Annotated in this window: 22 protein-coding genes; 12 read left to right on the top strand and 10 right to left on the bottom strand. The window is 36.0% G+C overall.

Going from position 1 to position 23,293, the window contains the following annotated elements; genetic code table 11:
- The first annotated feature begins 18 nt into the window (after window positions 1-18).
- Entirely contained in the window at window positions 19-1,794 is a 1,776-nt protein-coding gene (locus SUSAZ_07900) for a hypothetical protein (GenBank protein ID AHC52549.1), read from the top strand.
- A 45-nt stretch (window positions 1,795-1,839) separates the two neighbouring features.
- On the opposite strand, the gene SUSAZ_07895 is transcribed toward SUSAZ_07900, so the two are convergent.
- Complete coding sequence (locus SUSAZ_07895) at window positions 1,840-3,006, bottom strand: (Fe-S)-binding protein (protein AHC51875.1); 1,167 nt, start codon at window positions 3,004-3,006, stop codon at window positions 1,840-1,842.
- Window positions 3,006-3,866 (bottom strand): Fe-S oxidoreductase, encoded by an 861-nt coding sequence (locus SUSAZ_07890; GenBank protein AHC51874.1) that lies wholly within the window; start codon window positions 3,864-3,866, stop codon window positions 3,006-3,008. The genes SUSAZ_07895 and SUSAZ_07890 overlap by 1 nt, the downstream gene beginning before the upstream one ends.
- A 124-nt stretch (window positions 3,867-3,990) precedes the next feature.
- Here SUSAZ_07890 and SUSAZ_07885 point away from each other — a divergent pair, with 124 nt between their 5' ends.
- Window positions 3,991-4,371, top strand: coding sequence for a heat shock protein Hsp20 (locus SUSAZ_07885; protein AHC51873.1), 381 nt, complete (start codon window positions 3,991-3,993; stop codon window positions 4,369-4,371).
- 27 nt (window positions 4,372-4,398) lie between these two features.
- On the opposite strand, the gene SUSAZ_07880 is transcribed toward SUSAZ_07885, so the two are convergent.
- Window positions 4,399-5,877, bottom strand: coding sequence for a glycosyl transferase family 1 (locus SUSAZ_07880; GenBank protein ID AHC51872.1), 1,479 nt, complete (start codon window positions 5,875-5,877; stop codon window positions 4,399-4,401).
- A 41-nt stretch (window positions 5,878-5,918) separates the two neighbouring features.
- On the opposite strand from SUSAZ_07880, the gene SUSAZ_07875 reads away from it, so the two are divergent.
- Window positions 5,919-6,524 (top strand): methyltransferase, encoded by a 606-nt coding sequence (locus SUSAZ_07875; protein AHC51871.1) that lies wholly within the window; start codon window positions 5,919-5,921, stop codon window positions 6,522-6,524.
- Here the strand turns inward: SUSAZ_07875 and SUSAZ_07870 are convergent.
- A complete protein-coding gene (locus SUSAZ_07870) occupies window positions 6,508-9,966 on the bottom strand; it encodes an antibiotic transporter (protein ID AHC51870.1) in 3,459 nt (1,152 codons plus the stop codon). The two genes, SUSAZ_07875 and SUSAZ_07870, sit on opposite strands and share 17 nt — an antisense overlap.
- 94 nt (window positions 9,967-10,060) lie before the next feature.
- On the opposite strand from SUSAZ_07870, the gene SUSAZ_07865 reads away from it, so the two are divergent.
- The 3 genes from SUSAZ_07865 to SUSAZ_07855 are packed head-to-tail and all read left to right on the top strand — an operon-like array spanning window position 10,061 to window position 12,487.
- Entirely contained in the window at window positions 10,061-11,533 is a 1,473-nt protein-coding gene (locus SUSAZ_07865; protein AHC51869.1) for a peptidase M32, read from the top strand.
- A 37-nt stretch (window positions 11,534-11,570) separates the two neighbouring features.
- Window positions 11,571-11,975, top strand: coding sequence for a hypothetical protein (locus SUSAZ_07860; protein ID AHC52548.1), 405 nt, complete (start codon window positions 11,571-11,573; stop codon window positions 11,973-11,975).
- A complete protein-coding gene (locus SUSAZ_07855) occupies window positions 11,972-12,487 on the top strand; it encodes a hypothetical protein (protein AHC51868.1) in 516 nt (171 codons plus the stop codon). The genes SUSAZ_07860 and SUSAZ_07855 overlap by 4 nt, the downstream gene beginning before the upstream one ends.
- Here the strand turns inward: SUSAZ_07855 and SUSAZ_07850 are convergent.
- Both SUSAZ_07850 and SUSAZ_07845 read right to left on the bottom strand, forming a co-directional pair.
- Window positions 12,474-13,301, bottom strand: a complete 828-nt coding sequence (locus tag SUSAZ_07850) for an AsnC family transcriptional regulator (GenBank protein ID AHC51867.1) — start codon at window positions 13,299-13,301, stop codon at window positions 12,474-12,476. The two genes, SUSAZ_07855 and SUSAZ_07850, sit on opposite strands and share 14 nt — an antisense overlap.
- A gap of 114 nt (window positions 13,302-13,415) precedes the next feature.
- Window positions 13,416-14,747 carry a helicase gene (locus SUSAZ_07845; GenBank protein ID AHC51866.1) on the bottom strand — a complete coding sequence of 444 codons (1,332 nt, stop codon included), beginning with the start codon at window positions 14,745-14,747 and terminating at the stop codon, window positions 13,416-13,418.
- Window positions 14,748-14,780: 33 nt separating this feature from the next.
- Here SUSAZ_07845 and SUSAZ_07840 point away from each other — a divergent pair, with 33 nt between their 5' ends.
- Window positions 14,781-16,217, top strand: coding sequence for a hypothetical protein (locus SUSAZ_07840; protein AHC51865.1), 1,437 nt, complete (start codon window positions 14,781-14,783; stop codon window positions 16,215-16,217).
- Window positions 16,218-16,221: 4 nt separating this feature from the next.
- Here the strand turns inward: SUSAZ_07840 and SUSAZ_07835 are convergent, their stop codons facing one another.
- The 4 genes from SUSAZ_07835 to SUSAZ_07820 are packed head-to-tail and all read right to left on the bottom strand — an operon-like array spanning window position 16,222 to window position 18,729.
- Entirely contained in the window at window positions 16,222-16,743 is a 522-nt protein-coding gene (locus tag SUSAZ_07835; GenBank protein ID AHC51864.1) for a hypothetical protein, read from the bottom strand.
- Window positions 16,744-16,749: 6 nt separating this feature from the next.
- On the bottom strand, window positions 16,750-17,853 hold the full coding sequence (locus tag SUSAZ_07830) for an FAD-dependent oxidoreductase (GenBank protein ID AHC51863.1): 1,104 nt from the start codon (window positions 17,851-17,853) through the stop codon (window positions 16,750-16,752).
- Window positions 17,850-18,530 carry a hypothetical protein gene (locus tag SUSAZ_07825; GenBank protein AHC51862.1) on the bottom strand — a complete coding sequence of 227 codons (681 nt, stop codon included), beginning with the start codon at window positions 18,528-18,530 and terminating at the stop codon, window positions 17,850-17,852. The genes SUSAZ_07830 and SUSAZ_07825 overlap by 4 nt, the downstream gene beginning before the upstream one ends.
- Complete coding sequence (locus SUSAZ_07820; protein AHC51861.1) at window positions 18,523-18,729, bottom strand: sulfur transfer protein ThiS; 207 nt, start codon at window positions 18,727-18,729, stop codon at window positions 18,523-18,525. Before SUSAZ_07820 ends, SUSAZ_07825 begins: the two co-directional genes overlap by 8 nt.
- A gap of 38 nt (window positions 18,730-18,767) precedes the next feature.
- Between SUSAZ_07820 and SUSAZ_07815 the strand changes: the two genes are divergently transcribed.
- From SUSAZ_07815 to SUSAZ_07795, 5 genes are all read left to right on the top strand, one after another.
- Entirely contained in the window at window positions 18,768-19,349 is a 582-nt protein-coding gene (locus SUSAZ_07815) for a methyltransferase type 11 (GenBank protein AHC51860.1), read from the top strand.
- 75 nt (window positions 19,350-19,424) lie between these two features.
- On the top strand, window positions 19,425-19,742 hold the full coding sequence (locus tag SUSAZ_07810) for a hypothetical protein (GenBank protein ID AHC52547.1): 318 nt from the start codon (window positions 19,425-19,427) through the stop codon (window positions 19,740-19,742).
- A gap of 49 nt (window positions 19,743-19,791) precedes the next feature.
- On the top strand, window positions 19,792-20,271 hold the full coding sequence (locus tag SUSAZ_07805) for a hypothetical protein (GenBank protein ID AHC51859.1): 480 nt from the start codon (window positions 19,792-19,794) through the stop codon (window positions 20,269-20,271).
- Window positions 20,264-21,589 carry a pyruvate kinase gene (locus SUSAZ_07800; GenBank protein ID AHC51858.1) on the top strand — a complete coding sequence of 442 codons (1,326 nt, stop codon included), beginning with the start codon at window positions 20,264-20,266 and terminating at the stop codon, window positions 21,587-21,589. Before SUSAZ_07805 ends, SUSAZ_07800 begins: the two co-directional genes overlap by 8 nt.
- Before the next feature lie 284 nt (window positions 21,590-21,873).
- Complete coding sequence (locus SUSAZ_07795; GenBank protein ID AHC51857.1) at window positions 21,874-23,286, top strand: major facilitator transporter; 1,413 nt, start codon at window positions 21,874-21,876, stop codon at window positions 23,284-23,286.
- Window positions 23,287-23,293: the final 7 nt, after the last annotated feature.

The raw sequence follows: 23,293 nt of genomic DNA, 5'->3' as shown, positions 1-23,293 counted from the left end.
AGCCCTTACGAGCACCTCATGAAAAATGCCATAATATATCTAACCCTATTGTTTTTTTCATTGGCAGGTTTAATAGCCCTGAGTGTAAACGCAACACCTTCAACTAATAACACAACATTAAATATAATCTATCAAAGATATGGAAGTATTTACATAAACACTAACTACACCGGTTTACTCACCAACGCAACTTATACATCTCTAATAGCAACCTCCGCCCTATATAACACAACTTTAAGTAACCAAACCAATGGCGCAACGAGGATCACTTACAATGAAACCGCTTATTTATTAGAGTTTTCAGATACCTACGAGACGTATTCAGGTAACATAAGCATTACAGCAAAACCAGATATGGAACTTATCGTAAATAGCCAGATACCATACCTCATAAGAGTAATAGTGAACTCCTCATCTCATTCTGAACTGGTGTGGTCAGGAATAACTAATGGAACTGCTACTATTGACACACATGCATACATAAATGGCTCTGGAAATGTGATACTAGAATTCACCAACGGTACATCAATATCGCAATTGACCTTTAATGTAAAGGCAAATGAAACTGTAACACAACATGTAAGTGTAGTTTTGAGGGAATTAATAAACACGTCAATACAACAGGAGAGCCAAGGAAAAATAACTGTTCAATTCAACTTACCTAGAAGATATAGTCCTGTCCAATTTAACATGAGTTATGACGAAAACACATCTATGACTGCTAAAAGTAATGGTATTAATGCATCGATTGCCTACTTCAATGGAACATACGTACCAGCATTAGTGTGGAAGGGAGAAGGATTAGGAAATATTAAATTTGGAATCAACTTGTTAAATGCTAAACTATCTTCAGTTATTAACGCGAACACTAACTTCGAGTCCATAGAGTTTTATGGTGTCAATGGCACAGTAATAGGTTATGTACACTTAGGTAGCATAAACGGTACTGCTTATTCGTCTCTAGGCTTGTCCAGAAATAGCCTTAATCTCTATCTGACAGAATTAAAGATAGTTACAGTGAAAGGAGCCAGTTCTCTCCAACATCCACAATACATAGGTGAAACTGAAATTGGAAATAACACAGTGGTTGTAGTCGCAAATGCAAGTGGACAAGTTTCTTCAACTGCAAACGTACACTTGTCACATATGGTTATATTAAATCAACAAACTCAAGGAATTTTAGCTTCTCTATATATAAATAATACCGAAAAAGTCATAGTACTAACATCGACAAACTCAACTTTAGGCGTCGAACCTGTGGTAAATAAGACAGTCCAACAGACTTTCGTTAACATTAATGGAGCTCAATATTCTGCTGAAAAGGTCGATATTCAAAACAAGACAGGATACATAATATTTAACGTTACTGTAAGGGGACAAGGTAATGTGACTGTATATAAGGAAGTTAATGGAAGTTTAGTAAAACTAAATTCAGAGAATTACTTCATGGTTAACGGTAGTATTGTAGTATTCGATGATCCTGCTACAACTTACTATGTAGTTTACGGTCAGCCTCAACAGACCTCAACAGGGACAACAACGCAATCTAACACACAAACCTCATCTTCAAGTACTTCTCAAACTACTTCATCATCAAGTACTTCAAATACCTCAAGTAGCCCAAGTACTCAATCAATACCTAGCGGTACAGGAGTTCCACTTAACTCTGGATCCAATAGTACGCCACCCCAGAGCTCTTCTCAGTCATCTAACAATACATTCTACATTGTGTTAGCTGTTATACTGATAATCATAGTGATAGGAGTAGTTGTTCTACTCTTAAGAAGAAAATAATTAATTTTTTTCTACCTAGTTTTTCAAAGATAAATATAATATTTCCTATTTCTTTCCATATCCGTCACCATCTCTAATACTTCCATTTCCTATTGCTTTTATCCTCTCTAGAACTCTGGGGATGTTAATTTTCATTGGGCATACTTCCTTACAATTACCTGAATGCATACAATACATAGCTGGCTTAGTATCCCTATAAACTGCGTAAGACCACATTGCACCCATTGGTCCAGTGTATGGTGGATCTCCCCAGTCAACTCCTTCCACCCTATACACGGGGCAATGCATATGACACCGACCACATCTAATGCACAACAGAGTTTCCTTCAAAACTTCGTCCCTAGAAATTTCTATCCTGCCGTTGTCTACGATAACTAAATGGAATTCCTTTGGACCATGGGCTGGACTAACTCTCTTCATCTCTATATCCCCTGTAGAACTCGGACCAGAGGACACATTGATATACGTAGGAGGATAGAGACCCGCAAAAGCTGCCTGAACTGTGGCTTCAGTAAGCGCGTCATAGAATGTAGGAACTATCTTCTCTACACCTGCAACAGCTATGTGAACAGTCGGTAAAACACTACTCATTCTTATGTTCCCCTCATTTTCAACCAAGATAACTGAGCCTGTGTCAGCGGCTACAGCATTGGCTCCAGTTATCCCCACATCAGCCTTTATAAATTTCTCCCTTAGGAACTCCCTAACTTTAGCAACTAATTCTTCGTGGGAGGAATTCACGTCCACATCTACATGTAACTTTTCCCTTATTAGTTTAGCAATTCTCTCCTTTGTCATGTGGACTGCTGGAGCAAGTATATGAGAGGGTGGTTCATCAGCAAGTTGAATTAGAAACTCACCTAGGTCTGTCTCCCACACTTCATTACCTATTGATTGAAGATACTTCCTTAATCCTATCTCATAAGCGACCATTGACTTACCCATTACCACCTTTTTGCCAGAGCCAACTATCTTAGAAATCACTTCTCTAGCCTCATTTGCGTCCCTTACAAAATACGCGTTTCCACCTATCCTCTTTACTGAATTTATTGTCTCCTCAATATATTTTTCAGGATTAGACAGAACCTGAAGTTTAGCCTCCCTTAATTTCTTCGCAAGCTCTAATATGTAAGGATATTTGTTTAGAATCTGGAAGACTTTAGGAACATTATTGTTTATTGCCCTATTCACTGCTATTTCCCATTCACTCATCACTCCACCACCTCAGCTAAATCATATATCTTATTGTGATATTTCGATAAATTAGCGTAACACATGGGACATACTACAAGTATGTTCTCACTTAATTTCTTCAATTGCTCCACTCTTGATTTAGCAACTTTCTCCCCCAATTCATGGTTTACTGGTTTTATTGGACTACCACAACAATAGGAGACCTCCTTACTGGTTACCATTAAATCCTCAACAATCTTTCCTCCAGCATTGGTTAGAATTTGCCTGTAAACATCTCTCAAACCTAAGAACCTGGAATACAAGCATGAGTCATGAATCACAAAACTGACATCTGTTTTTATCTTGGCATCCTTAACAAGCTCTAAGTAATTTACAACCTCTATATCAAACTTGGTGAACTCATTGTACCTATTTAGTGCATTATGAGTGTGGGGATCGACAGTTATTATTCTCTTAACTCCTTTCTCCTTAAGGAATTTGGTTACCCTCTCTGCATGGATGCCAAATTCATTGAGGTACCCTAACTCTAAAAGGATTGCCCCACTATAAGGTTCCTCTTCATAAAGATATCCAAAATTCACTCCATTCTTTTTCAGCAGACTTGCTATATTCCTGAGAACTTTATATGACCTCTCTAACTGCTCCTTATTTGGCTTAATAAGCTTTGCAAAAACAGATAGTGAGGGCACTTTTTCAGCTAAAGGTATGGTTCTTGAAAATGTATCACTTAAGCTAGCTGTCTGGTGCATACATGAGGTAAACAGGATAGTTTCCCCACCCTTTGGTAGATCATTAGCCCAGCCAGAACATATTTTTTTATCTATATTATAGGGAAAATCGTGTTTCTCAAGGTTTTGTAAAATAATTTTCCCTAACACATTAAATATTTAGAAACAAGGTATAAAAACTAGTAATAGTATTAATAGTTATGAGAAGGCTAATTAGGTGGTACATGTTTTATAGACTTTTAGTAGCACTATTAAGGAGAAGGAGGGGTAGGAGATGAGCTTCACATACGTGATTGAAAAGGAATTGGGAAGAAGGATAGAACAATTAAACAGGGGATTCTATGAGTTAGTATATCCTCCTGTAGATATGTACGAGGAAGGGGGATATCTGATAGTTGTAGCTGACTTAGCTGGTTTCAATAAAGACAAGATTAAAGCTAGAATATCTGGACAGAATGAGCTGATAATAGAGGCAGAAAGGGAGATAAGTGAACCTGGTATAAAGTATCTAACGCAGAGACCAAAATACATAAGGAGGACAATAAAACTACCCATTAATGTCGCTAAGGACGCGGAAGTCTCAGGTAAATACGAGAATGGAGTTCTCACAATAAGAATACCTATAGCAGGCGTATCAGCAATTAAGATCGAATAATTTAGAAAAAATAATAATCCAATTTTATTACTTATTCATGATTATTACCAGTGCAATTATGGCTATGAGAAGAGGAAGAATTGAGTTTCTGTCGTAGAGATACGTTAAAAGTGCTATGACTATAAAGGAGAATGACAAGTATCTAGATATTTTTTCACTCGTACTCTTTTTGTTTAACAGTATAGGTTTCTCTAGCAAGGATAACCTAAACTTCTGAATGGCTGAGCTTATAGTACTCCTCATGTCATTAATCATAGCCTCAAATAGTAATCCCTCCTCTTCAACAAGCTTCTGTAAGTTTAGAAAGAAATTAAACTCAGGATCAATTCTTGTACACGTTCCGCCTAAAATAGAGGTCATCCTAATGTAGATTGCCAGTTTATCAGGTATCTTCAGTGGAAACCTGTAGAATACCTCATTTGCAGCCTCGAGAAATTGTTCGACCTCCAGAGTCTCAGGTGTTATACCTTGAAATTGCTCCAAAAATAACCCTATCCCTTTGGCTAGTATTTCCCTATCAGCCTCTGGCTGTATTGCCCCTAATTCCTCTAAAACCTTTACGAGCCCTATACTATCGAATCCAAGTAAAGCTCCGTAAGCCCTCAATAGTCTAAGTCTCGTATCTCTGTCCATCCTACCCACTATTCCAAAATCGTATAGAATTAGATTCCCTTTTTCGTCTAATGCTATATTTCCCGGATGAGGATCAGCGTGAAAATACTCCTTTGTCAAGAGCATTACCATAAAAGTCCTGAAAACCATATATGACAAATCAGGTGCTCTCATAATTCTCTTAGCCTCTTCAGAAGTCACTTTGTATCCCTTGACGTATTCCATAATCAACACTCTCTTTGTAGCCAAGTAGGGTTCTGGAATTCTAATCCAGGGGTAGTCGGACATCTCCTCCTTTATCTTTTTCATGTGAAACTCCTCGATCGTGAAGTCCATCTCCTCATATATTTTCTTTCCGAAATTATCCACAAGAACTTTGAAACTTTCATAGAAAGACTCGTCAAATACATATTTCGTAAGTGGTGCTAATGATTTCAGAACATTTACATCTTGATTAGCCATCTCCTTTATGTTAGGTCTATTTACTTTTATCACAACTAACTTTCCGTCTTTCTTCCTCTTAGCTATGTAGACTACACCTATACTTGCAGAGGATATAGGTGTCAGGTCTATCTCATATTCATTTAGTTTATTACCTAAATCTTCCTCAAGAATTTTCTTAATTTCCTCCCATGGTGGAGGGTCCACGTCGTCCTGAAGTCTGCTGAGAGCCTTAAGATAAGGTTGTGGTAAAATATCTGAGTGAACTGACAATAATTGACCAAACTTTATGAATATAGGACCAAGAGATATCAGTGTGTCCACAAGTTTTTCAGCTTCTTTCTCCATCTCTTTCTCGTCCACTTGTTCGTTATTAAGAATTGCATTTCTATAATTCCTTATCTTTATAACTCTTGGTAATAACTTGATAATGACACTTAGTGTTCTAAACACTTTAAAAATATTTAGTTAAGGGTATTTTAAATAATAATGATATGGATGATAGCATATTTACAGACCCTATAGGTTACAAGAACTGGTACGTTAAACATAATGACTTGTATGAAAGTGAAAGGAAACTAGTGCAGTCCTTTAAGTTAAAAAACTGTATTGATCTTGGATCTGGTCCTGGAACATTCCACGAAGTAATTAATGGGAGAAAGATATCTATTGATATTTCACTACTAATGCTTAATGAAGTGGATAAAAGTGAAGATAGAATTCTGGCTGACGTTTCAAATATTCCGCTAAGGGATAACGCTACTGAATGTGTTTTTATATCATTAACAATTTGTTTTGTTGACAACGTAAGAAAATTCATAAATGAGGCAATGAGAGTTACTAAAGAAAGGCTTGTGGCATGTTTTATACCCAGTGACTCAGAATTGGGTAAGTATTATGAAGAGTTAGGAAAAAGGGGACACAGATATTACTCTAAGGCTAGGTTCATTAGCAAAAAGGAACTTTACGCACTTTTATCCAATTATAATATAGTAAGCGTTAGAAGTACGTTGTTGAATGAAAAGGAAAAAACTCATGAAATAAGATATGACGATTCGGGCTCTTATGTATGCGTAGAGGTTTCTAAACAATCATCTTAGGTCTTATCTTGAATTTCCTATATAGCAATAGTAACAGCGAGGGAGCTAACAGACTCCATAAAACAGTTGTCTCCAATATTGCCGCTATAGCAAATGCGAATCCTAGTTCTTGAAGTATTGGTGCATTAACTAACATTAGTGATCCTAGTGTTCCCGCAAATATTAGTCCAAGAAACGCTATGGTAAGCCATAGTCTCCTTACGGCAACTTCCACCGCAGACCCCATGTCATTACCTTTTTCGAGTTCTTCATGAATTCTCGCTACGAGGAATATGTTATAGTCCATACCGATACCTATTATTATGGCTACTAAGAACATTGGAACTACTGCAAATATGGAGAAACCTAAGATGGATGAGAAGATTAGCCTTTGAATGGCTAACGTTATTGCTACTGCTGATAAAATTACAAATATTATTGTAGCTGAAACAGAAAGGCTTCTTGTTATTATCCATAATATGACGAACATAGTCACAGAAATTTCCACAACTACTAGTCCAAAATTACCCTCTACGAAACTGTAAATGTTATAATCATCGACAGGTCCACCACCAACATAACCTGAATTTCCAACTATTTTATCAACCTGTTTTACCACATTGAATGCCTGAGTGGAGAAAGGATCATATTTCTGATTAATCTCAAATAATATGTAGTTATTTGAAAAATACTGGGTATAGTTGTAATTATTCAACTGGTTATAATTAACAATATATCCGTATGGAGATGCAGGTGAATTAACACTAGTAACTCCCGGAATACTCATAAATTTATGATATAAGCTCACTGTAAAGTTGTAGGCGTTTTGATCAAATGTATTATTATACGGTATAACCACATATATTGGGAAGATATTAGCAGATGTGAACTGAGTACTTAATATTCTAACTCCTGAAGTGGCTTGTGAACTTGGCAACAATGATAATACATCTAAGGTTAGTGGTGTAGAGGCAGCATATATTGCAGAGATTAAAACTATAGCTGCTATAACGCAAACAATAATGAGGGGCTTCTTACTCACTATTAGTGGTTTCTCTTTTCCTTGTCTGTTACCGCCATTTAGGCTATTACCAAATTTCCTTGGGTAAAATAACCTATCTCCCGCAATTCTGAGTATGGAAGGATAAAGTGTTATTGAGACTAACCATACTACTACAACACCAACCATATTTGATATCGCAGTGTCAGAAAAGAATGGTATTCTGTAGATATATATAAACAGGAAAGACAAGATTACAATAAACGCAGTTATGGTAACAGCTCTTCCTCCCCATCTCACTGCATCATAAACTGCATCACGTTGATCTCTACCATTCTTTCTCTCTTCAACATATCTACTAGATATAAACACGACATAGTCTGTACCCAAACCAAGTGCTAGTAGTAAGACTTCGCTAGGGGTCAGAAAACTTAGCTGAAGACCTAAAAGTTTTATTGCGACCAGATACAGAAGTACCGACGCTACAAGATAGGCTGAGAGAAATATCGTAAGCGGCATGAAAGCGGCTATTACAGATCTGAAGTAAACTCCTGCAAGAATAATAGCTAAGGCGATTCCAACTGGAATTGCTACTGAATATGCAGTTGAAGCTATCCCACTAAGCTGATGGGAAATTGGTTCACCGCCTGTAAGAACAGTATGTAAGTGGGTATTGTTATTCACATACTGTTGAAACTGTACTAACTGGTTGTAAGTAACGTTTCCTTTCTTTACATCTGACTTTAGGAACAGTAACAGTAAGTTATTGCCTATAATGCTCTTTGTTATGTTCTGTATCGGATAAATGGGATAATTGCCAGACTTTATGACATCATAATAACTTACATTACTTACAATATCATTTACTAATAGTGTTCTGTTGACCGTAAGTATTGGTGAGAAATTAGCGTAATTTACTATAAGCTGTGATGCAAGTAACCTGTAATTTACATCTTTTTGTTGTAGTAGGATGGCAAACTCGTTTGTAGTTAGGTTACTACTTGATATTAAGGGCTGTAGCTTTCCTAGATTTGTGGATATCAGGTATGCGGTTAGGTTTGTTATATTTCCAAACTTGTAGAGCGAAATGAAAAACCACTGAGGAATCTTGCTCTCATTTGAAGCTTGTTGGGCAATGTAATTTAGGTAATCCTCTGTAGAGTTGAAATTAAGAATATCACTTATGGTTGTTTGAGATATATTATAGGCTTGAGAAATATAGGAAATAGCAAACTCGTTTGGAGATTTAGTTTGATTTAAGTAAACCTGCGTGACGAATTCTTTTTCTGAAGTGTTCAAATTTGAGGTTATAAGCTGATATGCAAGTTCACTAAAGTTAGTAGAATTAAATACCTCAAACAGGAACGAATCATTTAAGCCTGTATTTTGATTATATATATCAATCAACACTTGGAGAGCTTGATAATTAAGCAGGCTGTAGGCTAATTGATAGGGAACATGATAAAGTTCAACAAAATAGGTTATTGTGAAGGTTTGATAAGAGGATTTGTTGAGAAAGTTAGATATATTGATGTAATTAAACATGAAGGAAATAAATTGGTACTCGGTTGAATTGAATATTTTAGCACTTGCGTTTTCAATAGACTTTTGGGCATTATACTGTAAACTTGGAAGTGGATTAGGTATTGAAGACCAGTAGCTGAAAAATAAGTTAAAGTACTCTTTTTCCTGCTGGTTTGATAAAGAATTATATACTCGGTTATAGGCATACTGGTTAGCTAACTGTGCATTATGAGTCTGATTATATATACCTTCCCAGGCAACGAGAAAGTAACTCACAGGATAATAAAGAAAATATGATATATTCGTAGCAGAGGAGTTTACGTTTAGCTCCTCTTTTCTAAGATTTTCGAATGTGGTATAGTTTTCTATCATAGATTTGTGTAATAAAGCAAGTTTCTCCCTAGTTGAGTTTAAAGTGTATAAAATGTTAATGAAAGAGTTCTCTATTTTTATTGTAGCGTTTCTAAGAAGCATTAATTTATTTATATCACCTGTTATATTCTGCCTCTGTGACTGCAGTTTGTTCTCTAAAGACGTCTCTGAAGAGGAGATGTTTTGCAAAATTTTAGTTAAATTGTTTACTTTAGGGCTTAGCTGGGAGAAAGTTGTGTTCAGTAGATCTTTTTCTATAGTGTAGAAAGAAATCACTGAAATATTCTTATAGCTGGTCAAATTTGCAAAAAATCCAGAGTATTGAGAATAGTTGCCCTCAACTATTAGCACTCCGTTAGATCCTGCTGCACCGGATATGTTAAAATCCTGGGAAATTACATTTTCAGCCTTTTCAGCTGTGCTACCAGGTACTGATATAGATACTTGATATGATACTGACTTGAAAAAGAGTGAAGAGAATGGAGCAGAGATAAGTATGACAACTATCCATAAAGCTAAGATAACATACCATTTGTTTACGATAAACTTAGCTAAGCCAGGAAACATATAATGAGATATATCGATTTCGTTAAAAAATTTGTCATTTATAAGGAGTATATAATAAGCGAAACTTCAATTTATATAGAGAAGGTGCTTTTGTATGAAACGATTCGAAAACCTAAAGGAGCTTTTGGCAGAGTATAAGAAATTATGGTCTATACAATATGCTGAGTCCCTGATGGGATGGGATATTGAGACTTATATGCCAGAAGACGATGCCATGATTAGAGGCGAAGTCATATCAACTTTTAGTGAGATTAAAAGGGAAATATACCAAAAATTAGGTAAAATAATAGAGAGATATGAAGGAAAAGAGGGGCTTAACGACGAGGAAAGAGGAATATTAAGAGTTCTTGGAAGAGATTATAAGTATTATTCAAAGATACCCTTAGAAATAATTCAGCAAATTGAAAGAGTTAGAAGTGAAGCTACAGTAGTGTGGAGACAGGCTAAAGCTAAGTCCGACTATTCAATGTTTAAACCTTACCTCGAGAAAATAAAAGATCTACAAATTAAGATAGCTGAATATTGGGGGTATGAAGACCACCCTTACAATGCGCTATTGGATTTAAACGAAGAGGGATTTTCAATAAGGGACGGGGACAGAATCTTCTCCAGGCTACTGCCTGAGTTAAGCGATATTATGAAGAAAGTAAGCGAAAAAGGTTACTTCCCTAAATCACATGAACTTGAAGAAGTCTCATACGATATAGGTAGGATGAAAGTCGTTAATGAAGAGGTAATAAAAATACTAGAAATGCCCGGAAGAAAGTTTAGATTAGATATTTCAGCTCACCCATTTACAGTTAGAATATCTGCTGATGACGTTAGAATAACTACTAGATATGAGGGTAAGGATTTTAGATCCACTTTATTCTCAGTAGTTCATGAATGTGGACATGCAATCTATGAACTAGGTATAGACAGAGAACTTGAGGGGACACCTATAGGAGGCGGAGTATCAATGGGTATTCATGAGGCTCAGTCCAGGTTTTGGGAAAACATAATAGGAAGGAGCAGAGATTTCGTAAGCCTAATTTATCCAAAACTTAAGCAGAACCTTGATTTTATATCTAAATATGAGGAGGACGACATATACAGATACTTTAACATAGTCAGACCAAGCTTCATTAGGGTTGACGCTGATGAGGTTACATATAATTTCCATATTGCAGTCAGGTATGAGATCGAAAAGATGTTGATCGGTGGGGAAATAAAAGTGGATGAAATACCATCATTATGGAATGAGTTGATGGAAAAGTATCTCGGAATAAAACCAAAGAATGACGCTGAAGGAGTACTACAGGACATTCATTGGACCAGTGGATTTGGCTATTTCCCAGCTTACACACTAGGAAATGTAGTCTCAGGAATTGTGTACTCAAAAACTGCCAACCTATATAATCTACTTAGAGAAGGAAAAATTGGGGAAATGAAAGCTATTATGACAGATAAAATCTATAAATATGGTGCCACTTACTCACCTAAAGATTTACTAAGAAAGTCCTTTGGAGAAGAATATAACCCAGAAGGGTTGATACAATATTTGAGACATAAATACTTAAAAAGCTAATAAGATTTTTATTTCTAAATTTCTTTTTAGTATTTTAATGAATTATGGAAAAATAGCAGGACTAATTGCAGCTATCATTTTCATTATTGCAATGTTTTTTCAGATACAAGGATCTGTAAATAATGGTATAGCTCAAATTGAAGAATATCGAAATATGTTAAGTTCATCTTCACTGAGTTATAGCATAAAAATTGTCAGCGATAATCAACTGGATCTAACAGTTCATAACCCCTTCAATTTAACAATGATAATACAGAATGTTACAGGACAATATATAAAATTTGAACATGAGGTTACAATAATGCCCAATACTAATGGGACATTCAGTATATACATAACAAATTCTGAAGGGTTCTTAAATAACGTTGAAAATCAAAATGAAAACGTCACTATTTATATGAGACTAGCAAACACTACCTTCACTTCCACGGTGAAAATATGATGTTCAAGGGATTTAAGACTCTAATTGTGTTCTACATCTCTTCATTGATAATTGCCCTTATTCCCACGTCTTGGTGGTATTATAGTGCTGGGGGAATTGCAAACATCTATGATTCACCATTCCTTTTAAGAGTTGAGTTCTTAGGTTCTTACGTAATAATTGTAAATATAGTAAATATTTTACTTACTGCATTTAGAATTTACGTCATAGTTAACATAGTGTATGCCCTAATATACATTTTTAGAAAGAAGCAGGAGTATAAATACACAACTATGGCATGGCTACCCGTACTTTACATAATTGATCCAATACTCACATATTTAGTCTTAAAGTTTGCACTACCCAACTACGCTAATTATCCTTTCATAATTTTCGGTCAAGAAACGTTTACAATACATCAAGGTAACACAACTGCATCACTACTAATTGTGTCAGAACCTACAATTGCATTTTGGATATCTTTTATCCCTACAATTGCTTATGTAGCATACTTGATTATCAAAAGGCTTTAGAGTAAGTTTGAAACTCAATCCTCTCTAATTCCCTCAGAGCACCTTCATTCCTGATGTCATAGCTGGTTGTAACCATTATTTCCGCTTCTCTATCTATATCTCTCACGTTCTTGAAGTAATTCTCAGCTATCCTTATGTTTTCAGTAATACAGACCACTATTCCCCTCCCATTATCTTTGAAAGAAGTAAAGCTACATGTTTTTAGAAAATCTAGGCTATCTATGTGACTAGAAAATATGGCAAACATTATTAGGTCTGCCTTTGATAGGTCAACTATTGGATATATTCTTATCATATTTTTATTGGTCAATACGTTTATTCTCCTATTGACTGACTTACTAGGTAGGTTAAGGTCTTTTGCTATTTCACTTATTTCAATTCTAGGATTCTTTATGACAGATTTGATAATCTTTATGTCTATACCTGAAGGAATAATTGGGTTCTGTGGAGGAATGTAAGACATTTGGGGCTCTCCCAGGTCTTTGCTCATTACAGATATCTTATCCTCAATATCCTCTGTTGAATCTCCTATCAACCTATAGACATTAAGATCTTCAAGGCAATTTACTTTAAGATCGATAAACTGAAAATCTAAGTCTTTGTAATTCTTGAAAGATACAAAACCGTAATATTTTCCGTAAAGATTCGGATTTATCTGGACTTTAAAGCTTTTTATTACTCCATCTTCCATTAACTTATTGAATCTATAATTAAGAGAGGTGGCGGATAATTTCACTTCTTCAGCAATCTTTCGTTGCGAAATCCTACCGTCTCTAAATAAGTAAATCAATATCTTCTTATCTATTGAATCCATCATTATATTATTCATCCTATGATATTTATATTTTTTATTACAAATTTTTGATACACTGCTTAAAAGAGAATTTCTCTACTATTTACGTCCATCAAAGAAAAGTATTACAGGTTATTAGTATTTATACTCTCTCCTTTTACTTAACCTATAGTCCGCAGTACCTTTGGTAACTATCTCTATCAGTAACGCCTTCTTATCTCTACCTCTTAATATCCTACCGAGCCTCTGGATAAACTGCCTTTTTGTACCATATCCGCCCATAATTATCGCAATTTCAGCATCTGGAATGTCAACCCCCTCATCAAAGACAGTGGATGCCACGATCACCCTATAATTGCCCTCCCTAAATTTACTTAATATTTCAGACCTTTCATCCTTGGAAGTCTTATATGTCACTACAGGAATGAGAAATTCCTTGCTAATATCATAAGCTAATTCCGTATCTCGTGTAAAAACTATAATTTTCCTATCGTGGAATTCCCTTAGGAGTCCTCTCAATCTCTCTATTTTAGCCCTACTATTCACAGCTAATCTTAAGGACTCATGCCAAGCCAATAAAGCCTCTCTAGCCTTCTTATCCTTACTTGCTAACTTGATTAATTTATAAAAGTCGTTTAAACTGTTCAACCTCATCCCTCTGCTACTCAGAAATTCTTTTAATTTTCCTCTTAACTCCTTGTACCTCTCTTTCTCCTCACTGGTCATCTCTACATATTCTTTTATGATCTCAAAATCCGCTATATACTTACCTGAAAGCTCCTTTAAGGACTTCTTGTAAACTATTGGTCCTACTAATTCTGGGTACAAGACTTCCTTACCATCCCCCCTTTCTGGAGTTGCAGTCAAACCCATCCTGTATTGTGAAGCAAACATCCTAGCCATTAATGAATACCCTTCTGAAGGTAAGTGATGAACTTCATCAAAGATTATTAGAAGAAACTTATTACCGAGTTCCTCTGCCCTGGTGTATGCTGAATCATAGGTTATTACAGTAATCCCCTTTAAGTCATCTTTTCCTCCGCCTATTGATCCTACCTCAGTATCTAGATACTTCTCTATAACGCTAACCCATTGGTTCATTAAGTCTATTGTTGGAACTACAACCAGGGTAGACACCTTCAAAAGCGCAATAGCTTTTACCCCTACCATAGTTTTACCTGCACCTGTTGGAAAGATCACTATTCCCCTTTTTCCGTTCTTAAGCCAAGACTTGACTGCTTCCATCTGATAGTCTCTGAGCTCTAACGACTTCTCCCTTATCAATGGAAATGGCAACGGATCAAGTACGTTTTCAACAACTTCTACACCCTCAGTTAGAAAATATTCCTTTACATCTCTATATTTATAAGCGAAATTTATATAGCCTTGTAACTTCTCATCCCATTTTAAGCCTGGGGCATAAGCATCGGATATTAGTAGACCTTTGTAATACCTCAGATAAACCAAGACAATTTATTAATATTGTATCAAAGAATAAATGTGTTACCGTGGGAATTAGCGAGATTTAAAATTCAAGGAAGCAGAATTATTCCTTTATTCATTGATAACTCTGAAATAGCACAAGAGGTATTAGATTTATTCCAAAAAGGAGAAAGGTTAGGAAATGTAATTGAACAGGCTAAATACCTGGAAAAAATATACGATTATAAGCTAGTAAGGGGACTTGTAAGGCTCATAACTAGGGTTACAAGTCTAGAGGAAGACTCGCCGGTTGACCCTTCAATATTGAGGAGAGAATTATTCAGTAGAGGACCAGTCTTTGATGAAAAGGCAAGGGAAAACGTAATTGAGGAGATTAAGAAAAAGTATAATGTAGAACCAATTAGATACATGTTTTCAGACCTCGATGAGGAGAAAAGGATAATAGAGAAACCAAATATCTCAGCAGATGAGCTAATAAAATGGTACAACCTCTCCCTATTACAAACTCTTCTATTCAAGGGATACAGATTATCAATTAGAGTATCTTCAAATTGGAAGGAAATCATATGGAGAGCAAAACTCCTAGGTCTAATGTATTACGCATACAAGAAACCATTGGAGCTGGAATTTATTGGACCTGCAACTTTAGTTAAAATGAATGAAAAGTACGGCAGGAACTTTGCTGTTCTATTACCATATGTGGTCTCTTCATCAGATTGGAGTATAAGAGCTGAAATAGTGTTAGGTAAATTAAAGAAGAGGATATATAAGCTAGAAGCCAGTAATCTGAAGAATCTCCGCGAGATTAAAATAGATGAGAAGAAATTCGATAGTAGTGTTGAAGAAAAATTTTACAACGACTTCACTAGTATACTTAAGGACTGGAAAATAACTAGAGAACCTGAACCACTGGTAGTAAAGGATAAGATTTTCTTACCTGATTTCGTGGTCGAGAAGGGAAAGTTAAAGGTCTACATAGAGATAGTAGGATTTTGGACTAAGAAGTATCTTCAAAATAAACTAGAGAAAGTCAGTGAAGTTGAGAATCCTTTACTTTTACTGGTAAATGAGGAGCTCTCAATTGATGGTAAAATTAATCTACCCAATATTATTCTATATAGGAAAAAAATAGATGTAATTAAAGTGTACAAATGGTTAAGAGATTATGATAAACAATTTCTACAAAACTTGCCGAATAACATAGATTATACCATTGAGGGTGACGTAGTAAGTGTAAGTGAGATAGCCAATAAACTCTCCCTTCCGCTAGAGCATTTGAGGAAGAATTTGAAAAACTTCCCAGGTTATATCCTCTTAAAAAATTACTACGTAAAAGAGGATTTAATAAACAAGATAAAGAGCTATCAACTAGAGGGAAGGAAATTATCAGACCTAAAAAAGGAATATGGGGATTACATTGTTGACGTAATAGATTACTTAGGTTATAAGTTAATGTGGAGGGGTTTAACTGACGCTGTTGTAGTAAAGAAATAAAAATTCATGTCCACTTTGTGGTTCCCACTAACACACTTGCACAGGCGTCTTTGATACCCCTTTTACATGCCTCATTCATCAGATCATTAGCCTCCCTTGTACTACCTATTTTCTTCAAAGCATTTACTATCTTAATGACAATCTCAGGTTTAGGTTGCTCATTCAATTTGAATAGGTCTTTAGAGATATCTTCCAGTTGCTCTTTCTTACCTTGAGCAGTTAAATAGTCTAGTGCCATATCAAAGTATTTGCTATTTATGTTTAACTTAATACCACAATTTATGATAGTTCTGAGATTTTGGCATTTGGAAAGATCAAAATTTGACCCTATGTCCTCCAAAACTACAAACAGAGTATCGCAACTAATTGTGTCAACTATATTGCATATAAACCAATTATATTCATCTCTAGGAGAGGTTTTTGCTAGCTCCTTTATGATTTTATCACCTTCTTCTACAATCCCATCAGATAAAAGTTTCTTAGCATCCATTAATTTCTTTAGGGTATTAGCCTTAATGGTTGTCATAATATACTATAATTTTGGCACACTTAAATTTCTTCCATTTAAAAGACGTGACAAATAGCCATAAGATTTTACCCTATCAAGAACGAGATCAGCGGTAAATTTGCCCATGGATGGACCAAAACTCCAACCTAACCTGCAGGCACCAGTGGAAATAACAAACTTTCCGATTCTACCTATAATGGGAAAGCCATCTGGGGAACATGGTCTGTAGCCCATAGATAGGTCATAGACTTTATCAATTTTAGCTAAACAATTCCCAGCATCCAAGAACATTTTAGCTCTCTCTATATCAGCACTAAAGTCTGCATCGAACCCTCCAGTAATCTTTATGTGATCTGAATTCTTAACCACCGCTACACCGAGCTCTGATATAACACTAGGATATTTCACTAACATTTCCCCTGAAACCCTATAACCATAACCTTTGAAAGATGTTATAGGCATACCCAGTTTACTTAACCACACACCAGCAGAAAGTACTACAGTGTCATAATCCTTTGAAATTTCGTCTAGGTTAACTATCTCTCTTATTTCAATTTTAACTCCTTTAAGTTCCCTCTTCATCCTCTCCATAAACTTATAGGTGTTCAATTTGGATAACTCAGGAAAATATATAGCACCAGAAAATCCTTTGACGTCTATAACCTCAAATTTCGGATTAAACGGATTACGTTTTTCCTCTTCTACGCCATGCTCTAGATCTAATCTATCTTGATAAATTTCCAATAAACCATTCTCTTCATAATCAAAGTCATTTACCTCCTCTGCCATTCTCTTATACTCCTTAAGAGAAAATGTAGCCATACTCCTAATTATGTCCCATGCATCCTGTGGTGGTTCTTTATTTAAAATGGATAAAAGTGATTTAATCCACTCTGGGTTTAACTGTTTTACAATAGTAACTTTCTTACCCACATAAGATAACATCTTTTTTATCATTCCTGTTGTGTTAATCTTATCAAATCTGTAAGGCTCAATTAATCCCGCAGCGTGCACTGACCCACTACCGAGGCTCGATTTTTCATAAATTGTAACATCTACTCCCTCTCTACTTAAGTAATAGGCTATGAACGAGCCTACTATACCCCCACCGACTATGGCAACCTTCAACTTTTCAACCTTAATAAAATTCTTAAGGCTCTTTTTTTAATCCTACTTTCTATTTTTGTTAAATCTTCAAGATACATCTGATTAGATTTAAGCGTGTTCGCATCAATAAAACCCAGGTTTAACAACTGTAATGCTATTTCCCAAGCATATATCCTTACACTTGGTTTATTATGTCTTAAAAACTCTACATATCTACCAACGTCTCTTCTGTCAAAAATTTTAGCTTTAACCAAGTCAACAAATAATCTCCATGCTTTCTTTCTAATGGTCGACCATCTACTCCTCAATAATCTCCAAAACGAGTACTTATCCTCAATCACTTTTTTCCTGGTTACAATTCCCATATCCATTAATTCGAAAATATGTGACCAAGCAGTCCACTTTATTCTGTCTGAGTTTGCTCTTAGCCCTCTCTCAATACCTTCAACTGATAGTTCCTTGTAAATATCTAGGTGAGACCACGCGTCTTCCCTGACTCCCTGAATTCTATTCCACAATAGAGACCTAAGGTAATTCTTTTCGCCTTCAAGAACCTCGACATTTCCTGTATCTACAAGGGACTTTATTTTGTCCCAAGCTGTCTTTCTCTTCTCTCTATCCTTACTTTTCAGATCTGATAGAATTTCGTCCTTATGTCTTATAATTTCATTTATCTCCTTGTACTCCAATTTATCCACCAGAAGCCGCTAAGAATACTCTCAGCTTGTCACCATCTTTCAGCTCTTCATCTTCAATTATCGGTAATGAGTTCTTAACCACAACACTACCCTGGACTCTGTAACCTATTTTTTTCAACAAATCTCTTACCCTTGCCCTTTCTGGCAATTCAACCTCAATGATCTTATTTTCTCTAACCAGCTCAACTGTTACCTTCACAAATAACTAATTTATAATCATAACTCAAAAGTTTAACAGTGGACGAGAAAGAACTTACCAGAGAGGCTTATAACTACATTGTACATAGGAGAAGACCGCTGAAGTTTGTACAAGTAATTGAGGGAAGAGTGATAGCTGATATAGGTTGTGGTTCAGGGCAAAACTGTATGATTTTGAAGGCAAAGGTAAGACTCTGTATAGATTTCTCCCGTAAACAACTTTATGAAGCTAGAAAAAAGGGGTGTGAACATCTTTTGGAGGCTGATATGGAGTATTTACCCCTAAGAGACGGTTGCCTAGATGGAGCAGTATTTATAGCATCGATACATCATTTAGAAACTCCCGATAATTCCTTAAAAGAGGCTTATCGTGTCCTAAAGAAACACGGTAACATACTTCTCACTGTGTGGCTTGTTCAACCGAGGTTTCTTTTTAGAAGAAAAGTCGTTATAAGATCAGTTATTAATGGAAAAGAGGTCTATAGATTCTACAGATTGTATTGTCCCGGTGAGATAAAAAAAGTAGTAGAGAAGGAGGGTTTCAGGACCTTAAAATACATTAATTTCAGACAAAATTCTATAATTCCTAATAACGGGCTATATATAGGGGTTAAGGACTAATAATTAAAAATCATTTAAAAAATGGAAATTTTTCTCTAAAACTATATTAGCTTGAATTGCTCAAAAATCTTTGGGATGAATTTCATCGAACTATTTTTAATAGAGTATGTAACGCTTTTCCTTCTCTCTTTCCTTGTACTCACAATTTCTTACGGAGTTATTTCAAAGAGACTTGATCTCAAGAAATCCCTCATAGCATCCTTGTTCAGCCTACTATTTATGTCACTATTTTCTACGTTAGATTACATTTTCCTTCTCGTAATTCCATTATTAGTATTAGTTTATAGAGGAGCATTCTCGATTACTTGGATGAGATCTCTAATCTTGACCATCGTATACCTGTCGTTTTATGCAATTTTCATGAATTACATATTCCTCCACATAGCTAGATAGGATAAGTTGAGCGAAAGTCTAATATCTTACCAGAGTCTACTAAACCACTATGAATGATAAAGAAATAGAAGATGTGATGAAAGAATTAGGATTAAGTGTTAGTAGACCACCACAGGCACAAGAGAAGTTCCACATTGTAACCACTCCGCCACAAGGTTTCCCCGTAGTTGATATAATACGCCTTACAGATAAATCTAGGTTTTATCTAATAACTATGGGCGTCGCAATCCATCCTGTTCACAAGAAAGCCATTGGAGGCTTGAAACTAGAGGAAAGAAAAGAATTCCTTAACAACCTAGCAGAGGACCTTCTTAAGATGGGTGTAGATTTTGCCTTTCTACCACCAGGCACAGATGTACCAGATGCAATACAGATCATAAGAATTATATTTGCAGATGGGATGACCCCAAATGAGCTATTAAGTGCTTATTACGTTGTCAGAAATGCAGGTATGCTGGTGATAAACAGAATTAATAATAAATTTGGTGTAGCGGATGAAGGAAAACAAGGGATAACGAGATATGTATAGGAGAAAAACCAAGATAATAGCCACAATGGGACCTAACAGCGAGAAGATTATAGATGAACTCGCTAGAGCAGTTGATATAATTAGAATCAATCTAGCCCATGGAGATGAGGAACAGCATAGAAGATACTTTGATATGGTGAGGGATAAAGTACCTATCCTGGCTGACCTACCTGGACCTAAACTGAGAATTGGCGACTTAAAAAATCCTATAGATCTGAAGCGTGGAGATAAAGTCACATTCGGTCAAGATATACCAGTGGATAATGAAATTTTCTTTAAACTAATAAAGAAAGATTCTAACGTTTTAATAGCTGATGGTCGTATAAAGCTGAAAATTGAGGAAGTTGAAGGGGAAAAAGCAATTGCGACTGTGATTGAGGGAGGGACAATCACATCACGAAAGGGAATAAATTTACCTGATGCTGACACACCTGTAGGTTTAACAAAAAGGGATTATGAGTTATTAAAGCTTGCAATAGATTTAGGGGCAACATTCATAGGTCTCTCCTTTGTGATAAATGCAGACGATGTCAAGAAAGTAAGAGAGATTGTAGGAAATAAGGTTTGGCTTATATCAAAGATAGAGAAGAAGAAAGCCCTATCCAATTTGAAGGAGATTTGTAAGGCGTCTGATGGAGTAATGGTCGCCCGTGGGGACTTAGGGGTTGAAGTAGGATTACCTAGTTTACCACAGATACAGAGGAGAATAGTGAAGGTCGCTAGAAACTATGGTAAACCCGTTATCCTAGCAACTCAAGTACTAGAATCTATGGTTGAATCTCCGTTGCCGACAAGAGCAGAAGTAACTGATGTAGCCAACTCAATATCTCAAGGAGTAGATGCGATAATGCTAAGCGATGAAACAGCCATAGGATTGTATCCACTCGACGTGGTTAAAACTCTTGATAGTTTAATAATTAGCGTAGAGAAGACGTTTAAACCAAAAAGAATCCACATATATAAGAACGTAGACGAAGCTATAGCTTACTCTGCTGTGGTATCCTCAATATTGTCAAACTCGCCCGCAATATTCGTGTACACAAGGAGTGGCTCTACTGCACTAAGGATCTCTAGGCTAAGACCGACATGTCCAATAATAACCTTAACCTTCGACAAGAACGTTGCTAAAAAATTGTCAATGTGTTACGGCATTTATCCAGTAATGACAGATAAATTAGAGACATTAGACGACATTACAAGAAAGGCAAAAGAGACGGCTTTAAACTTAGGATTAAATGGAAACATTGTAGTGGTAGGTGCAGCAAGACCAGACCAGAAGGGTACCACTAGATTTGTAAGAATTGAAGAAATAAACTGAAAAACAAAAATTAATTTTTAACAGAAAAAACATTTTTCTTAATGACCAATTAACCTATCTGAATAGTCAGTGTAGAAGCAAAGCAATTATTTAAATACATGATATTTGACCATTCCCCAGTACGATAAGGCGAAACTCACGGAATACCCTTAGCCGTTAACCTTCTAATGTAAGGATAAAAACATTTAATAGGCTCTAAATACAATCTAGTCTCAGTTTACCTGGACTTTTGAACGAAGTTAGAGAGCATAACTTTTTAATTCGGAACCGAACAAAAATAATTTATGAAAATTGGTATAATTATCTTTGTCCTAGTCCTTGGAACTCTGATGGCAGCAGTAGACACCACTATAGTATTACTAGCCCTACCCACAATCACAACCGATTTACACACAGACCTCTACACATCAATATGGGTTCTACTAGCTTACCTATTGGTATTAGCTATACTATCAACTCAGGCTGGTAGAATCGGAGACATAGTAGGAAGGTCTAGAATTTATAACATGGGGTTCCTGTTTTTCACTTTAGCCTCTGGATTATGTGGAATTTCAAATAATGTAGAATTTCTCATAGGTTTCAGGATCCTACAAGCAGCTGGAGGTGCAATGCTTGCATCAAACAGTGGGGCAATAGTTGCTGATATCCTTCCACCCAACAGAAGGGGTGGTGCGTATGGGTTGACCACTTTAGGATGGAATGTAGGTGCACTTTTGGGAATAATTTTAGGAGGCGTGTTGACTACTTTTGTAGGATGGAGATACATATTTTACATTAATGTACCTATAGGAATAATCGCTGTAATCCTGGGCTTCAGAGAGATAAAAGATGTTAACAAAACAAAGAATAAGTTAGATATTCCAGGTTCACTCGTATTAGGTTTACTGTTATTTTTAATTTCCTTCGGTTCAGTGCTAATTGCAGGTGAGGGTGTATCAATATCAAGTGTCTTAATGATCATAGTGGGCATCTTACTTATTCCTGCATTTATACTTGTGGAAAGAAAGGTCAGTGCACCGATTGTGAATATGAGGGTCTTCCGAGAGAAGAAGCTTTCGTATTCTGTATTCGCGAATTTCTTACAGGGTCTAGGCGCATTAGCGGTAAGTTTCCTCTTGATCATGTACTTACAAGGTGTTAGGGGGTATAGTCCATTTTACTCGTCAATAATACTTTCACCAGGTTATATTATAGCTAGTATTTTAGCACCAATTATGGGTAGAGTTGCTGACAGAGGAAAACCTGGAGTAATTGCTGGAATAGGGCTAATTTTCACTTTTATCTCATTAATGGCTTACTACCTATTTTTAACACCAATAACACCTATAGAAATAATTTTAGCGATTACCTTTATAACCGGCATCGGCTCAGGTATGTTTTGGCCGTCAAACCAAACAGCAATAATGTTTAACGCTCCTAGAGAATATTACGGTGCTGTTTCAGGTGTATCAAGAACCTTAGGAAATATCGGTACAATATTGAGTTATGTGCTCACAATTACAGTATCTACACTCAGTATACCTAGAAATGTTGCCTTCGAGATATTTCTGGGAACTAATGTGCTGAATGGAGGGGTAAGTTCAGTATTTGTGGATGGTCTCCACTTGGCATTTTTAATATCTTCAGTTATAGTTGTAGTTGCCGCAATCCTGTCGATTTTAGGAGAAGGTAAGACATCTCGTAAGGTAGTGGAATAAGATATTT

This window comes from Sulfolobus acidocaldarius SUSAZ (assembly GCA_000508305.1).
In the GTDB taxonomy this organism is placed as follows: Archaea; Thermoproteota; Thermoprotei_A; order Sulfolobales; family Sulfolobaceae; genus Sulfolobus; species Sulfolobus acidocaldarius_A.
This window is presented reverse-complemented; position numbering and strand designations above follow the sequence as displayed.

Bases quoted from the DNA above. Each gene is read 5' to 3' on its own strand.
- SUSAZ_07900 (AHC52549.1), top strand. From the start codon at position 19: ATGAAAAATGCCATAATATATCTAACCCTATTGTTTTTTTCATTGGCA.
- SUSAZ_07895 (AHC51875.1), bottom strand. From the start codon at position 3,006: ATGAGTGAATGGGAAATAGCAGTGAATAGGGCAATAAACAATAATGTT.
- SUSAZ_07885 (AHC51873.1), top strand. From the start codon at position 3,991: ATGAGCTTCACATACGTGATTGAAAAGGAATTGGGAAGAAGGATAGAA.
- SUSAZ_07875 (AHC51871.1), top strand. From the start codon at position 5,919: ATGGATGATAGCATATTTACAGACCCTATAGGTTACAAGAACTGGTAC.
- SUSAZ_07870 (AHC51870.1), bottom strand. From the start codon at position 9,966: ATGTTTCCTGGCTTAGCTAAGTTTATCGTAAACAAATGGTATGTTATC.
- SUSAZ_07865 (AHC51869.1), top strand. From the start codon at position 10,061: ATGAAACGATTCGAAAACCTAAAGGAGCTTTTGGCAGAGTATAAGAAA.
- SUSAZ_07860 (AHC52548.1), top strand. From the start codon at position 11,571: ATGAATTATGGAAAAATAGCAGGACTAATTGCAGCTATCATTTTCATT.
- SUSAZ_07855 (AHC51868.1), top strand. From the start codon at position 11,972: ATGATGTTCAAGGGATTTAAGACTCTAATTGTGTTCTACATCTCTTCA.
- SUSAZ_07850 (AHC51867.1), bottom strand. From the start codon at position 13,301: ATGGATTCAATAGATAAGAAGATATTGATTTACTTATTTAGAGACGGT.
- SUSAZ_07835 (AHC51864.1), bottom strand. From the start codon at position 16,743: ATGACAACCATTAAGGCTAATACCCTAAAGAAATTAATGGATGCTAAG.
- SUSAZ_07810 (AHC52547.1), top strand. From the start codon at position 19,425: ATGAATTTCATCGAACTATTTTTAATAGAGTATGTAACGCTTTTCCTT.
- SUSAZ_07805 (AHC51859.1), top strand. From the start codon at position 19,792: ATGAATGATAAAGAAATAGAAGATGTGATGAAAGAATTAGGATTAAGT.
- SUSAZ_07800 (AHC51858.1), top strand. From the start codon at position 20,264: ATGTATAGGAGAAAAACCAAGATAATAGCCACAATGGGACCTAACAGC.
- SUSAZ_07795 (AHC51857.1), top strand. From the start codon at position 21,874: ATGAAAATTGGTATAATTATCTTTGTCCTAGTCCTTGGAACTCTGATG.